Here is a 14,562-nt window from a genome sequence, read left to right on the forward strand (position 1 = left end):
ATCCCGGAACGGAACCGCGCGACCTTGAGTTGGTTCGAATCCATCATTCTTGGGCTGGTGCAGGGACTCACCGAATTCCTGCCCATCTCCTCCAGCGCGCATCTGCGGCTGACCGCCGCGTTCTCCGGCTGGGACGACCCGGGCGCGCTGTTCACCGCGATCACCCAGATCGGTACCGAGACCGCGATCCTGATCTACTTCCGCCAGGACATCTTCGCCATCGTCACCACCTGGTGTCGCTCCCTGGTGAACCGGGGCCTGCGCAGCGACCCCAACGCCCGGATGGGCTGGTTGCTGATCATCGGCTCACTCCCGATCGGCGTCCTCGGCCTGACCCTGCAGGACCAGATCGAGGGCCCGTTTCGGGACCTGCGGATCACCGCGACGATGTTGATCGTGATGGGACTCGTGCTGGGCCTCGCCGATCGGCGGGCAGGGGACGCGGTGGTGATCGGACGGCATGCCGCTCCGGGCAGGCGTAAGGAGCTGCAGGACCTGACCGTGCGGGACGGCCTGATCTACGGGTTCTGTCAGGCGCTGGCACTGGTTCCTGGGGTCTCCCGGTCCGGCGCTACCACCAGCGGCGGATTGTTCATGGGATACAGCCGGGCGGCCGCCGCCCGCTACGCCTTCCTGCTGGCAGTGCCCGCGGTGATGGCCTCCGGGCTGTTCTCGATCAGCGAGGCGCTGGACGACCCGGACGTCACCTGGGGGCCGACCTTGCTGGCCACGGTGATCTCGTTCGCGGTGGGGTACGCGGTGATCGCCTGGTTCATGAAGTTCATCGAGACCAAGAGCTTCATGCCGTTCGTGATCTACCGGGTTGTTCTCGGTGTGGTGATCATCGCGCTGGTCAGCTTTGGTGTGATCGAGCCGCTGGCGGGTGAGCACACCGGCTGAGGCAGGGCTGGGTGGGCAGGAGGGTCGCCCGGCATCTCAGGGGGACTGTCCGGGGTTTCCGGACAGTCCCCCTTGGCAACCAGCCCATCCGGCTAACTGAGCGGCGTTGGTTTTAGTGGTGCTCGTCATGTAGGTCGGATGCGTGAGAGAGCGGACCGAGGGCGCCTCTGGCTGAGAAGTACCCCGGACCCAGCTAGTGTCCAAGACGGCTGGTGCCTGTCCTGTGCGAACTCGTCGAACGCCGTCGGGAACGAGAGGACGTCCTGCCGGTCGTTCCCGAGATGGAGCCGGTGACGGTGTAAACCAACGCACCGGGTGAGCAGGTCTGGATCCTGCTCACCCGGTTAGGGCCGGTACGGATCGGTGAGGATCATCGGTGTCCGGGCGGTCTGCAGTGCCTGCTCCGGAAATTGTGGCCCCGCCACATAAGTGCGGGCCCGCGTGCGGCCGGAAGCAACCAGCACCCCGAGCTCGCCCAGATCCCGAAGATCGCGCTGGGCCTGGTGCGTGCTCAGCCCTTCGGCCAGTTCGTAGCCGGCCCGGCGAACCCGGCCGGTCATGGCCACATCGTGCAGGGCGGAGACGGTGCGCGAGTCCAGACCCAGGGCGGCGACCGCGGTCTCCAGTTGTTCCCACACTGCTGCCGAGCGGTCCCAGCGTCCCTGAACCGTTTGCGCCTGCTGGTGATAGGCGAGCAGGTTGAACCGGATCCAGTCGCTGACGTCCTGGTCCGGTCGGTACTGGGGTCCGCGGGCATTGAGCAGTTGGTAGTACTGCCAGGTGTTGCCGGGACGGCCGAGCCAGGCCTCGATGGAGGAGAACTCCGGGGCCAGGACCCCCTCGCGGGCGATCAGCAGGGTCTGCAGGGAGCGGGACATCCGGCCGTTGCCGTCGGACCAGGGGTGGATCGAGACCAGATCCAGGTGGGCCATGGCGGCCCGGACCAGGGGCGGCGCCTGGCTGTCCGCGTTCAGCCAGTCGACGAGTTCGTTCATGAGGTCGGGTAGCTGCTGGACGTCGGGCGCGGTGTAGGCGGCGACCGAGGCATCGCGTGGGTCGGTCACATAGACCGGCCCGGGACGCCATTGGCCGGCTGGGCGCCGCGGGGTGTGCCGGTGCCCCTGGAGCATCCAGTGCATGGCGTTCAGCAGGCCCTTGTCGTACCGGAAATCGCTGACGTCGTGCAGAGTCTGGATGTACGTCATCATCCGCTGGTAGGCCAGGGTCTCTTCCCGGTCCTCGGCCGAGACCTCGACGTCGCGTTCGCCGGCTATCAGGTCCTGGGCATCGATGGTCGAGACCTTGAAGCCCTCGATCGTGTTGGAGGCGGCGTCGGCGGTCAGGTACTTGCGCAGGCCGTCCAGCCAAGGAACGGAAGCACCTTGCACAAGACGACGAAGGTGTTCCCGCATCGCGTCGATCTCGGCCAGGACGCGGAGGTCGTCCTTCGTCAGGCCCGGAACGGGGAACAGCATGTCCTTACCCTAAGTGCGAGGTGGTGCCGGGCTGCGCGGGCCGGGGCGGGCGCCTTCCCGGCGCCCGCCCCGGTCACGAGAAGGCGATCAGGCTCCGATCAGCCCATCGAACTCCCCACGCTTCGCGCCGGCCAACCACGAGGCGAAACCGGCCGGGGCCGACCGTAGCGTCGGACCCGCGCCGTTGGCCTTGGTGTCGCGAATCTCGACAGCCCCTCCAGTGCAGCGCATCTCAACGCACTCATTGTCCGGTCCGCTCCTGCTGGCCTTCACCCATGCCGAAGGATCGGGGGTAGGGGTCATTACGCAAACTCCTTCATCGGGATGGATCTGTTCCGCAGGTCCTGGAACATCGAGGCGAACCGTGATACCTGTTCTCGTGATTCCAAATAGTGTGCTGCTACCTGGTTCTCGGTGTAAACGACACTGGGTTCGTTCCTGCTTGCAAACTCCAGCAGAATGAAGGCGCCAGACATCCAGCGGTGCAGACCGGCCGAGAACGGCCACACCCGAATGTCCGCCACGTCATCGGAGTCAAGTTCCCGCAGACTGCTGATCTGACCGGACAGAACACTCCGGGAGCCCACAGCCACTCGTAGTGCCGCCTCGTGGATCACGAAACCGAGCCGGGGAGCGGACTCGCGATCCAGAAGTCGTTCCTGCCTCTCAAGTCGAAACCGGAGCAGGCTCTCCCGCTTCGCCGAGGGTAGTTCGTCGGCCAGATCGATGACGCTTCGCGCGTAGTCCTCGGTCTGAAGCAGTCCAGGAACTTTCTCCACGCTGTAGCTGAGGATCGTGCAGGCGTTTGCTTCCAGATCCGCCAGCATCGACAGGTCACTCGGAATCATGTCGAGGTAATTGTCTGTCCAGCCACGCGTTTTCGCCCCGCGAGAGAGCAAGACCATGTCATCAATGCTCTTGCGGTCCAGGCCATACGTGAAGCCCAGTGCCTGCACATCGGCAGGCTTGGCGGCCGTACGCCCCGACTCAATGCGGTAGATCTTCGTGACATCGCAGTCAAGGGCCGTAGCGGCGTCTTCCTGACTGCGCCCTGCCGCGACGCGCGCAGCCCGTAACCGCTCCGACAAGCGACGCTGAGCCAGCGTCGGAGCAACAACCTGGTTCGATCGTGACATCACCCCGTGCCCCTTCGATTCGTCCCCGTAGGCCACTTCCAGTGTGACGCAATAACCCTGCAAAACACTACGTGCGCCATTTGCAGGGTTCCCTTCACAGTTGCCACTGGGGCGACCTCAAGGTTGCCCTCAGTTCAACCCAGCTATCGCGACGAAACGGGGACCTGAGAATGCGAGAGAAGCTGCACCCGGACGGCCACCCCTGGGTGAAGACCTCCGTGGTGGATGAGGAAGCGATCGATCACGAGAGGATCATCGGCAGCGTCACGGTGACCGGCGATGTGGTGAACACCCGCCTTGCCCAACGCATCGACTACGACCTGCTGGCCGAACCGGTCACCGTGATCCCGAGCCCGCCGCGCATCACCCTGGGCGACACCTTCGAGATGAACGCGGCGCAGGCCCCCCGTCTGCCAGGGTGAGTTGAGGCCAGCGGCTCATAGCAAGGCCTGCCTGTGACGGGGCGAGAATTGGATGAAGATCAGTGAGTATGACGGTGCCCGGGCCTGTGGCCCAGGATGGTTCCATGAGTGGCAAGGAACCTGGTCCGGCTGGTGGTCGTGCGCGGCGCTCGTTCACGCCGGCGCAGAAGCTGGAGTTTCTGGCGCGGTATGAACAGGCTGTCCAGGACCGTGAAGGCGGTGCGTGGCTGCGGCGTGAGGGCCTGTACTCGTCCTCGATCACGCAGTGGCGCAAGGAACGCGATGCCGGGTTGTTGCAGGGCAGGGCACCTGGTGAGTCAGTGGGCCGGCCCAGCGCCGAGCAGGCTGAGATCGCCCGTTTGAAGCGGGCTCTGGAGGTGAGTGAGCGTAAGCGGGCCACGTCCGATGCGGCGCTGGAGATCGTGGGAAAAGCCTTCGAGCTCTTGGAGACGATCTCCAAGAGCGAGGAACAAGCCGAGGCCGAGCAGCAGATCCCGCCTGCGTTTCGCCGCAAGGACGGGCGCGGCAGGTCCTGATCGGCGCCTACCGGGCCCTGACCGCAGCCGGGCTGAGCACCAGGGCCGCCTCGACGGTCACCGGACTGCCGCGCAGCGCTGAACCTCGCGATCGGTCCCGGGCAACACCCCTGCGGCAGGTGCGGGCGCGGCCGGCCAACGCCCTCACCCCGTCCGAGCAGGAAGCGATCGTCCAGGCCCTGACCAGCGAGGATCTCGTGGACCGGGCTCCGGCGCAGGCCTATGCCCTGCTCCTGGAGCAAGGCCGATATCTGGGGTCGGTCTCCACGATCTACCGGGTTCTGCGGGAAAGGAAACAGGTCCTCGAACGTCGCCGGCAGGCGCGCCACCCGGCCAAGAAACGTCCCGAACTGATGGCTGACGGTCCTTGCCAGGTGTTCTCCTGGGACATCACGAAGCTGCGCAGCAGGATCAAGGGCGTCTACTACGACGCCTACGTGATGATCGACATCTACTCCCGGATGATCGTCGGAGTGCACGTCCACGCCCGCGAAAATTGTGAACTGGCAGCAGAAATGATGCGGGAAGTGTTCGGCGTGCATGGCATCCCGCACGTCGTTCACGCCGACCGGGGCACCGCCATGAAATCGAAGTCCGTGACCGACCTCCTGCAGGACCTGGACATCGACCCGTCCTACTCCCGACCCAAGATCAGCAACGACAACCCCTATTCCGAAGCCAATTTCAGGACCCTGAAGTACTCACCCTGGTTCCCCGAGTACTTCACCGACCTCGGGCACGCCCGGCAGTTCATGGACGATTTCGCGGCCTGGTACAACGCGTGCCATCACCATTCCGGGATCGGTCTACTGGTCCCGGCCGACGTCCACTACGGCCGCCACCACCAGGTCCAGGCCACCCGCCTGGCCGCCCTGGAAGAAGCCCGCCGCGCCCACCCCGAGCGCTTCAGCTCCGGGCCGGCGATCCTGCCCAAGAGTCTGCGCCTGCCCGAACAGGCCTGGATCAACAAACCCGAGGAACCATCTCCGGACCCAGCCGCAGCAACCAGGACGAAACCCGCTGCAGCCTAACTCCTACTGGCCTCAAACCCTTGACACGTACCGGCCCTGGAGATCGCCGAACACCTCCGCGAGGCTGCATCCCGAGCCGACCAGCTCTCGGCTCTGGCGCCCGAGGATCTCCTACAGGGCTACCAGCGGCCCCGACTGGTGGGCGACGACGGCTGAGCAGCCAAGTCAGACGCGCGGGAGCGCATGGAGGAAGCGGCAGCGTCCGTACGGCTCATGCCGGGCAGCGCAGCCGCCTCCGCGCTGCCTGGGACCGCGACGGCACGCCGTCACTACTACAGCGGCCTGCTGTACTGCCGATGACCTGATGTTTTGTCGTTCGCCGCCGACACGGCGCGTGGTTCCAAGAGCGAGGCATTTGCTTCCATCATCACGCCGGTGAGCAGGAGGACCGCTACCGGTGGCCGTTGATGAGCGGTGGGGTGCCAGTGACAACCTCGTCGTCGGAGTGCTTGACGTGCCTTTCGGGTGGGCATCGGGAGTGATTGTTGGGCTGGACGTGACCACGGTGGGCTGGATGCATGACCGGCACTTCCTCACACCGGGACGGCCTCGCCCACGTCTGGTCGGCCTTGTGCGAAGACTGTTGCGCTCCTGGGATCTCACTCGGATGACCACAACGGCCACGCCTGCGGCGGTTCCACAGGCGTGGCCAAGGTTGCACACCGCATCGCGGAGTAGACGGGAGAGAACGCGGAACACTCTTGAAGCCAGCAGGCGGGGAAAGGAATCGCTTTCAGGTGCGTGATGCTGCTCCGCCTACGAGGCGCGGGAGCTATCGGCAACTACCCCCGTCTGTAAAGGTGAGCGCCTTCAGCGCGCCGAGAGGTAACTCGTGGGCGGGAGCGTTGACTGTTCGCAGGCGATCCGGGCCGAAGGCTTTCCGATAGTCGTCGATCAAGTCCGGCGAGGCCACAAGGTCCTCTTCGTTGACTATCAGACATGCTTGGGCCTCAATGGATTCAGGGAGATTGTCGTCCCAGAACTGAGTTCCTGTGCACGGTCCTAACTGATCGGCGAAGGATCGGGCGATGGCGTCTCCTTCGGCCAACCCGTCAATTTCACCGTAGGCCTGGCACATCTCAGAACGGAAGCCGACATTGCTCGGCAAGGCTGGTCCATCGTCGATCACGCGAGCGAAGCTGAGAGCTGTTCGCTCGATCGTCGATTCAGTCTTCAGTGCACCATCTTTGAGAAGCTCGGTAATCACCGGTGTGTACTTAGCGGGATCGACGGTGGCGGCCAGCAGGAACAGACGAACCTGCCCCAAGGTAACCTTCGACTTACGAAAGTTGCCTTCTCCGGCGACCTCAGCCAGGAAGTCGTTCACGCTCGGACAGTCGTCTGCCGGGGTGCACTCTTCCTCTCGGACTTGGGTCACCAGCTTCGTGACAGATCGCGAGCGTGCTGTAACGACATCTGCTGACGAGGTGCCAGGTGACGGTGCTGGAGCCATGACGATCAAGGTGTCGTCGGATCGAAGTCCGGCCCACAGCGGAAGTGTGCGTGGAGCCCCGAACGAGAAAGCAACGACCGCCGAGATGGGTTGCCCTACAGCTTTTTCAATATTCTGTGCGAGCTGGCCGCGGCCGGCGGCCTCTAGTTTCGAGACGATGTCCGGGCACTGGACAGGTAGGTCCGTGCGTGATCCGAGCGATAGTTCGGCGAGTTCGGGACGGCAGCGCGTGCTCCAGGGGTCGTACGTCCAGGGCTCGAGAAGGACAACCGCTGCCCGTTCCGAGAGTGACGCCGGCAGCGCCGCTCGTAGGGCGAGAGATTCACGTCCTGTAGCGCCCGGTCCGCCCGCATCAAGAACGACCAGGCCGTCCGGCCCCGGTTCACCGACCATAGCGATCCACTGACCGGAGTCGAGGCGCAAGCATTCGAGACTATTGTCTTCCTGGCACACTCGCGGCAGTGCATCTTCGCCTTGTCCGTCAGGACTGGCCGATCCGGTTGTGCTGCTCGTGGCGGGTCCGCAAGCACTCAGTGCAACGAGGCCGAGCAGGGCGGCCACGACGGAGGTAACCGTCTTAGTTAGGGTGCGGGACACGTCAGCAGGTCCGGTTGCCGTTGGTGTGCTCGCACGTCTGTGACGGGCCTCCCGGACCCCAGGCGGCGGGAACGGCGTACTTGCGGAAGGTGACCCGCTGCTGGTCGTTGAAGTAGGGAACCTCGCCCTGCTTGGTCGAGAACGACGCAATGTATCCGGTGCCGATGTTTCCTGCCTGAAGCACGAACGATCCCTGATCCATCTCGATCCGCATCTCGCCCGGGACACTCGAGTTCCTCGAGACATCGTTGGAAGCGCAGTCCCGGAAAGACATCTCCACCCCTGCGCCGCCTGCCCCCAGGCTGATCGTCATAGGGGACTCGTTGCAGTCGCCCTTGAAATCGGCGGCCGGCTGCGAGTTCGCCTCCCAGGTGCGAAGCTTGCTGTAGGTGCTCTGTGTCGGGTAGTTGCGGATGTACAGATTCGACACGCGCGGGTTCGGCCAGTTCTTCACCGCATACGGCTCTCCGTTGGCTTCCCGAGCATAGGCCCAGTAGTCCTTCTGCTTGTCCTTTTCGTCCTTACGCTTGGCCTTTTCCCACGTGAAGATCGCGTCGCCTACGCCCTTGACGACGATCCGATAGGAGCCACCGGCGACGGTGGCATACTCGGCTGATCCGGAACTGGGGGCCTGCGCGTCGATAGTGCCGGGGTTCAGGTCCGCTGCCACCTCGACCGTGGCGTCGTCGCCGCTCTCGGCGATCACGATCTCCTTGACATCGAGGTCGACTGGGCCGGCGATGAACGCCGGGCCGAGATCGACAACCTCAACTTCGGCGCGGGTGTAGGTGTTTCCGTGATCGACAGCAGCGTCCTCGAGAAACTGGGCCTCGATCCGACGCTCGGCTGAGGTGTCCGGTGTGCTCGCGGCTTTCGCCTTGGCCCGGTCATAGTCCTCCGCGCTGATGACGGTCTCCGCAGGCACAGCCTCGGCGGCCGCAGAGGTCGGCGCCATCGGCACCAGGACCAGCGAGGCCAGACCCACCCCGATTGCCAGGGTGCCCCGGCCAAAACTTGCGCGCATCGTGTCACCTTCGGTAGTTGCTGTGGCTCAGGCATTTTCGTTGCCTGAAGTCACTAGGGAACTCCTAGTCGATCTTGCGGGCTCACATTGGCACACAGCGGGCATGCAGGTGATCCTCAGGCTCGGCGGTTCATTCGACCGGGCCCGTAGTGGCTACGCAGAGTATCCGAGCGCGACCGCTCTGAGCGCTGCTGAGTCTGCCGCGCGACCCGTCCGCGCCCGGTCACACTGGTACCGAAAGCAACTGGAGAAGGGATCTGGGACTTGACTATCCGTTGCACGGCTGCATTCCATCGGATCTATCATCGCTGCTGACGAGCCGACCTTTGCCCTGGACCCTTCGGTGCAGGCGGGTGTCATCGGGTCACCGCCAGGAATCCCGGTCCTGAAGGACCGGGATTCCTGGCGGTCACGCCATCGGGGTTGGCTGTTTGCCAGTTGAGCGCATCGTGGCCCGGTCTGGGATGATGCCCGCGGAGTCGATGTCCTACTGAAACAGCAGCCCAAGGGCGACAGTTTCGGCCGCTGGTACCTGACCTGGCTGGAGCGCGCCGAGGACGAGGTGCGCAGCGCCTGAGTCCGCCCCTATCGGCGAAGGCGACGGAAAAGATCCCTCTCCAGAGGATCGACCGGTAGCCCTTCGCTCGACTCGACCAAGTCCTGAACCCCTCGGAGCAGCCTTTCGCCGTTGAGGTCCCTGGTCCGCTCTATCTCGACGTGAGGCTTCACCCCGGACCACACCCAGGCCATCCGCTGGTGCAGCAACTGAACGAAGCGCCGGTCGCTCAGGATCCCAAGAGCCGTCAGCAGAGCCACCTTTTGGTAGAAGTAGAGAACCCGGTAGAAGCGCTCGCGGACTTCTTCTGGGAGCCCGGCGACGCCCAGTTCCGGCGAGTAGGTTCGAGGTAGTTCCTCGGCCAGGAACCGGTGGTCGTCATGAAACTGACTGGACCGGAAGTCGTCCAGCAGGTCGGACACGATGCCCAAATGATGAGCTGCGCGTTCACTGCTGAGCTGTTTGAAGGCCAGCCAGACCGTGATCGCGAGTGCGAGCAAAGAGATCCCTACGGCGATGATTTCAGCATCCACCCCGCACCTTCTTCATACTTGGTGCCGATACCCGGTCCGGACGATCTCTGGGTTCCATCATCACGCCGGTGAGCAGGCTGACCGCTACCGGTGGCCGTTGATGCCCGATGAGGCACCAGCGACAACCTTGTCAAGTCTCGCTGAAGAAGACCGGCCCAGGCCGGCGTGGCCGTCGTGTCACCGGCGTCCGGCGCGTCCTGTGGTTCCTGCTGGCCCCCGTTCCGTCGACCACTGGTCTAAAAGCTTCAAAATGTGACAAAAGCCGCATTGCATTAGTTGGGACCTGGAATCCCTTTAGGGTGACATGACCCCGGCCGGGCTTCGAGTCGCCACCGATTCTTGGGGAGCAGCAATGCGTTTTGCGTTTCGTCGGCACCGAATCCGGGTCGTAAGGGCAGCTGTCGGCGTCAGTCTGGTTGTTGTCTCCATGGCAGTCACCCCGGCTGTGGCCGCTGATGGCCAGGTTTCTCTTTCCCGTGCTGCCACCGCCTGCACCTATGCGCCGCACTGGCTGCCGGTGCCCGACGGCTTCAACGACGTTCGGGCCTATGACTCGCGTAACGGGGTGACCGTCGGCAGCGGTATGGGAGGCGACGGTCGTGAGCACGCGCTGCGCTGGGAGAACGGCGTCGTCGACGTGCTCGACGTGCCTTCCGGATGGGGGAGCGCCAGCCAGGTGAACAAGCACGGGGTGATTCTCGGATACGACGATCTCGGCCCGGTGGTGTGGAAGAACGGGGAGCCGATTCGCCTGGAGCTGCCCGAGGGGGCGCAGCAGTCCGTCGTCGCAGGACTCAGCGACTCCGGAATTGTTGCGGCTACTGCGACGATCGAGGAACGACGCCACGGCCTGCTGTGGTCGATCGAGAACCCGGAGCAGGCGATCGACCTCGGCCACGGTGCTGGCGATCTCGATCTGAGTGGCGTCAGTCCGGCAGGACTGATGGTTGGAGAGGCCCGCGAAACTGCTGAGGGCGCCGTCCGGCGTGCCGTGAGCGGTACGCCGACAACCGGCTTCGCACCGTTGGCCGGGCTTGACCCCGAGTTTGCCTCCAGTGCGGATCAGGCGGCTGGCCGGTACATCGTGGGCCACGGGACACCGGCCGGTGCGTGGCAGGACAGCCCGGTGCTGTGGAAGAACGGCGTGGCCTCGGTGCTGGCTGAACTAGACAGTGCGCGCGACGTGAACAGTCGTGGCGAGGTTGTCGGCAGCATGGTCGAGGACGGCACCGCGACAAGTTGTCAACGGTCTCCCAAAACTGGCTCTGGCGCACTTTATGTGATGGTTTGCGGCGCGGCGCGCTGACCTCGGGCGTCAGGCTCATCATGATCAAGAGTGTGATCTTGATGAGTCACTTCTTCCCCACCTGACTCAGTTGCGCCTAGCTGTAACCAGTTCCGCCAGCTCGAGCGTGACCCTACAAGCCGAAAGCCGCACTTGCGAGGCCATCTGTCATCGCTGCGGAGCCAGTTCAGCCCGCGTCCACGGCCGTTACCGGCGGACGCTGATGGATGCCCCGATGTCCGGCCGGACCGTGACCATCAGGCTGCAGGTGCGCCGATTCCGCTGTGAGAACGTTGCCTGTCCGCAGGCCACGTTCAGCGAGCAGATCCCCGAGGTGACTCACCGCCACGCGCGTCGAACCGTCCTGGCCGGAGCCATGCTGGCTCAGATCGCCCTGGTCCTGGCCGGTCGAGCAGGCGCCCGCCTCGCCGGCGGTCTCGGGCTGCCCGTCGAGCGAGACACTCTGGTCCGCATCGTTCGACGACTGCCCGACCCCAAGCTGCCCGAAAAAGGTTTACACATATTGGGAGTAGACGATTTCGCGCTGCGCCGGGGGCACAACTACGGAACCGTCCTGATCGACCTCGACACGCGGCGCCCCCTCGACCTCCTCGCCGGCCGAGACTCCGAAACGCTCGTCACCTGGCTGCGCGAACACGGCAATGACGTTCAGGTCGTCTGCCGCGACCGGGCCGGTGCCTATGCGCAGGCCACGCGGGACGCAATCCCCGACGCAGTCCAGGTGGCCGACCGGTGGCACCTTTGGCATAACCTCGCTGGTCACGTCGAGAATGCGGTCAAGCGGCTGCGCAGTTCTTGGAAAAACATCTCCGTAGAACAACTTCCACATACGCACGGGGCTGAGGAGCCGAAGGCCAACCCAACGGATCCGGCTGAGAAGACCATGCCCAATGTCGTCGAAACCGGCCCCGTGACTGGCCTCGATGCACGCCATCAAGAACGGTGGCACACCGTCCACGATCTTCTCGATCAGAAGCTGCCGCTCCGGGAGATCATGCGGCGCACCGCCCTGTCCCGGGGCACGGTCAGGGCGTTCGCGCGAGCTGCCCGGCCCGAGGATCTGTATCGCGGTCACCGAGCCGGCCGCGGACGAGAGCTCGACCAGCACCGTGAGTTCCTCCTCCAGCAATGGACTTCGGGCATCACGAACGCCGCCGTTCTCCTGCGCCTGCTGCGGGCACGAGGCTACCGAGGGCAAGGCAGCGCGCTGCGTAAGTATCTCCAGCCCTGGCGCATCGAGACACCATCCACCAGGCCTGCCCGCAAACCTTTGACCGTGCACGAGCTGACCCGACAGCTGTGCACCCGCCCCGAAGACCTCGGCGCTGACGAAAAGATGAGCTTGAAGCACCTCCTGGAGAACTGCCTACCATTGGCTCAACTGGCCCAGCACGTCAGCGCCTTCGCCGAGATGATGACCAGACGAACCGGCAACCGCGATCTGCACACCTGGCTCGCGCAGGTGAACGCCACCACCGATCAACCCGAGCTGAAGTCCTTCGCCCGCGGCCTGCTCACCGACTACGACGCCGTGCGCGCCGGACTGTCCCTGCCCTACTCCAGCGGACCAGTCGAAGGCCACAACACCCGCATCAAGATGATCAAGCGCAAGCTCTACGGACGCGCGAACCTCGACCTGCTCCGCAAAATGGTCCTGCTAGCACCATGATCACCAAACGTGCGCCAGAGCCCTTTTCAGGATCTGGCGCACTTTATGTGACGGTTTGCAGCGTGGCGCGCTGACCTCAGGCGTTGTATTGAGCATGATCAAGAGTGTGATCTCAATGAGTCACTTCTTCCCCACCTGACTCAGTTGCGCCTAGCTGTAACCAGTTCCGCCAGCTCGAGCGTGACCCTACAAGCCGAAAGCCGCACTTGCGAGGCCATCTGTCATCGCTGCGGAGCCAGTTCAGCCCGCGTCCACGGCCGTTACCGGCGGACACTGATGGATGCCCCGATGTCCGGCCGGACCGTGACCATCAGGCTGCAGGTGCGCCGATTCCGCTGCGAGAACGTCGCCTGTCCGCAGGCCACGTTCAGCGAGCAGATCCCCGAAGTGACTCACCGCCACGCGCGCCGAACCGTCCTGGCCGGAACCATGCTGGCCCAGATCGCCCTGGTCCTGGCCGGCCGAGCAGGGGCCCGCCTCGCCAGCGGCCTCGGGCTGCCCGTCGAGCGGGACACGCTGGTGCGCATCGTTCGACGGCTGCCCGACCCGGCTCTGCCCGAAAAGGGTTTACGCATCTTGGGAGTAGACGACTTCGCGCTGCGCCGAGGGCACAACTACGGCACTGTCCTGATCGACCTCGACACGCGTCGCCCGCTCGATCTTCTCGCCGGCCGGGACTCTGAGACGCTCACCACCTGGTTACGCGAACACGGCAACGACGTTCAGGTGGTCTGTCGCGACCGTGCTGGTGCATTTGCCCAGGCCACGCGGGATGCGATCCCCGATGCAGTACAGGTGGCTGACCGGTGGCACCTTTGGCACAACCTCGCCGGTCACGTCGAGAAGGCAGTCAAACGGCTGCGCAGTTCCTGGAAAAACATTTCAGAAGAACACGTTCCAAATGATCAGGGCGTTGACGAGCCCGAGGCATGCCCAACAGGGCCCGGCGAGCCACCAACGCTCAAGGTCGTCGAAGCAGGCCCCGTGACCGGTCTCGATGCGCGCCATCACGACCGGTGGCACGTCGTGCATGACCTGCTGGAACAGAAGCTCTCGATTCGGGAGATCATGCGTCGCACCGCCCTGTCCCGGGGCACGGTCAGGGCGTTCGCGCGAGCTGCCCGGCCCGAGGATCTGTATCGCGGTCACCGAGCCGGCGGTGGACGAGAACTCGACCAGCACCGTGAGTTCCTCCTCCAGCAATGGACTTCGGGCATCACGAATGCCACCGTTCTCCTGGGCCAGCTCCGCGCGCGAGGCTACCGAGGGCAAGGCAGTGCCCTGCGCAAGTATCTCCAGCCCTGGCGCATCGAGACACCGTCCGCCAGGCCGGCCCGCAAACCATTGACCGTGCGCGAGCTGACTCGGCAGCTGTGCACTCGCCCCGAAGACCTCGGCGCCGACGAAAAGGTCGTCCTGAATTATCTCTTGGAGAACTGCCTACCGCTGGCCCAACTGGCCCAGCACGTCAGCGGCTTCGCCGAGATGATGACCAGACGCACCGGCGACCGCGATCTGAACGCCTGGCTCGCGAAGGTGAACGCGGCCACCGATCAGCCCGAACTGAAGTCCTTCGCCCGTGGCCTGCTCACCGACTACGACGCCGTGCGCGCAGGACTGTCTCTGCCCTACTCCAGCGGACCGGTCGAAGGTCACAACACCCGCATCAAGATGATCAAGCGCAAGCTCTACGGACGAGCCAACCTCGACCTGCTCCGCAAAATGGTCCTGTTAGCACCATGATCACCAAACGTGCGCCAGAGCCACTTTTCAGGAAGCTGCGACAATCTCCTCGGGCCGGGTGAGACCTGGCTCATGAGGGCGGCTCGCCGTGGTTCGCCTCGATGGCAGCCAACGAGGTTCAGTTGGTTCGGAGCCAGACCGCTCGCACGGCCGCGCGAGCGAGCCATTCGTCGTTCGACGT

Annotated in this window: 12 protein-coding genes; 6 read left to right on the plus strand and 6 right to left on the minus strand. The window is 64.5% G+C overall.

Going from position 1 to position 14,562, the window contains the following annotated elements; translation table 11 throughout:
- Positions 1-24 precede the first annotated feature (24 nt).
- Positions 25-900, plus strand: a complete 876-nt coding sequence (locus LR394_RS28490; protein ID WP_269329920.1) for an undecaprenyl-diphosphate phosphatase — start codon at positions 25-27, stop codon at positions 898-900.
- Between the two features lie 344 nt (positions 901-1,244).
- On the opposite strand, the gene LR394_RS28495 is transcribed toward LR394_RS28490, so the two are convergent.
- From LR394_RS28495 to LR394_RS28500, 3 genes are all read right to left on the minus strand, one after another.
- Positions 1,245-2,375, minus strand: coding sequence for a Fic family protein (locus tag LR394_RS28495; protein WP_231447652.1), 1,131 nt, complete (start codon positions 2,373-2,375; stop codon positions 1,245-1,247).
- 87 nt (positions 2,376-2,462) lie between these two features.
- Positions 2,463-2,678, minus strand: a complete 216-nt coding sequence (locus LR394_RS43755) for a DUF397 domain-containing protein (protein ID WP_407937143.1) — start codon at positions 2,676-2,678, stop codon at positions 2,463-2,465.
- On the minus strand, positions 2,678-3,511 hold the full coding sequence (locus LR394_RS28500) for a helix-turn-helix domain-containing protein (RefSeq protein ID WP_231447653.1): 834 nt from the start codon (positions 3,509-3,511) through the stop codon (positions 2,678-2,680). Before LR394_RS28500 ends, LR394_RS43755 begins: the two co-directional genes overlap by 1 nt.
- 170 nt (positions 3,512-3,681) lie before the next feature.
- On the opposite strand from LR394_RS28500, the gene LR394_RS28505 reads away from it, so the two are divergent.
- Complete coding sequence (locus tag LR394_RS28505) at positions 3,682-3,933, plus strand: hypothetical protein (RefSeq protein WP_231447654.1); 252 nt, start codon at positions 3,682-3,684, stop codon at positions 3,931-3,933.
- A 68-nt stretch (positions 3,934-4,001) separates the two neighbouring features.
- A protein-coding gene (locus tag LR394_RS28510) for an IS3 family transposase (RefSeq protein ID WP_231447683.1) occupies positions 4,002-5,500 on the plus strand; the annotation gives its coding sequence in 2 pieces (ribosomal slippage) (positions 4,002-4,356 and positions 4,356-5,500; 1,500 coding nt in all).
- A 772-nt stretch (positions 5,501-6,272) separates the two neighbouring features.
- On the opposite strand, the gene LR394_RS28515 is transcribed toward LR394_RS28510, so the two are convergent.
- From LR394_RS28515 to LR394_RS28525, 3 genes are all read right to left on the minus strand, one after another.
- Positions 6,273-6,827 (minus strand): hypothetical protein, encoded by a 555-nt coding sequence (locus tag LR394_RS28515; protein ID WP_231447655.1) that lies wholly within the window; start codon positions 6,825-6,827, stop codon positions 6,273-6,275.
- 724 nt (positions 6,828-7,551) lie between these two features.
- Positions 7,552-8,511: a hypothetical protein gene (locus LR394_RS28520; protein ID WP_231447656.1), complete on the minus strand. Its 960-nt coding sequence runs from the start codon at positions 8,509-8,511 to the stop codon at positions 7,552-7,554.
- Between the two features lie 648 nt (positions 8,512-9,159).
- Positions 9,160-9,663: a hypothetical protein gene (locus tag LR394_RS28525; protein WP_231447657.1), complete on the minus strand. Its 504-nt coding sequence runs from the start codon at positions 9,661-9,663 to the stop codon at positions 9,160-9,162.
- Positions 9,664-10,090: 427 nt separating this feature from the next.
- Here LR394_RS28525 and LR394_RS28530 point away from each other — a divergent pair, with 427 nt between their 5' ends.
- From LR394_RS28530 to LR394_RS28540, 3 genes are all read left to right on the plus strand, one after another.
- Positions 10,091-10,969 (plus strand): type 1 glutamine amidotransferase family protein, encoded by an 879-nt coding sequence (locus LR394_RS28530; protein WP_231447658.1) that lies wholly within the window; start codon positions 10,091-10,093, stop codon positions 10,967-10,969.
- Positions 10,970-11,075: 106 nt separating this feature from the next.
- On the plus strand, positions 11,076-12,638 hold the full coding sequence (locus LR394_RS28535) for an ISL3 family transposase (protein WP_231447659.1): 1,563 nt from the start codon (positions 11,076-11,078) through the stop codon (positions 12,636-12,638).
- A 180-nt stretch (positions 12,639-12,818) separates the two neighbouring features.
- On the plus strand, positions 12,819-14,381 hold the full coding sequence (locus tag LR394_RS28540) for an ISL3 family transposase (RefSeq protein ID WP_231447660.1): 1,563 nt from the start codon (positions 12,819-12,821) through the stop codon (positions 14,379-14,381).
- Positions 14,382-14,562: the final 181 nt, after the last annotated feature.

This window comes from Kineosporia babensis, from assembly GCF_021129305.1.
GTDB lineage: Bacteria > Actinomycetota > Actinomycetes > Actinomycetales > Kineosporiaceae > Kineosporia > Kineosporia babensis.

What these genes read in the sequence shown, in the direction of transcription:
- LR394_RS28495 (WP_231447652.1), bottom strand. Translation starts at nt 2,375, where the DNA reads ATGCTGTTCCCCGTTCCGGGCCTGACGAAGGACGACCTCCGCGTCCTG.
- LR394_RS43755 (WP_407937143.1), bottom strand. Translation starts at nt 2,678, where the DNA reads ATGACCCCTACCCCCGATCCTTCGGCATGGGTGAAGGCCAGCAGGAGC.
- LR394_RS28500 (WP_231447653.1), bottom strand. Translation starts at nt 3,511, where the DNA reads ATGTCACGATCGAACCAGGTTGTTGCTCCGACGCTGGCTCAGCGTCGC.
- LR394_RS28505 (WP_231447654.1), top strand. Translation starts at nt 3,682, where the DNA reads ATGCGAGAGAAGCTGCACCCGGACGGCCACCCCTGGGTGAAGACCTCC.
- LR394_RS28530 (WP_231447658.1), top strand. Translation starts at nt 10,091, where the DNA reads ATGGCAGTCACCCCGGCTGTGGCCGCTGATGGCCAGGTTTCTCTTTCC.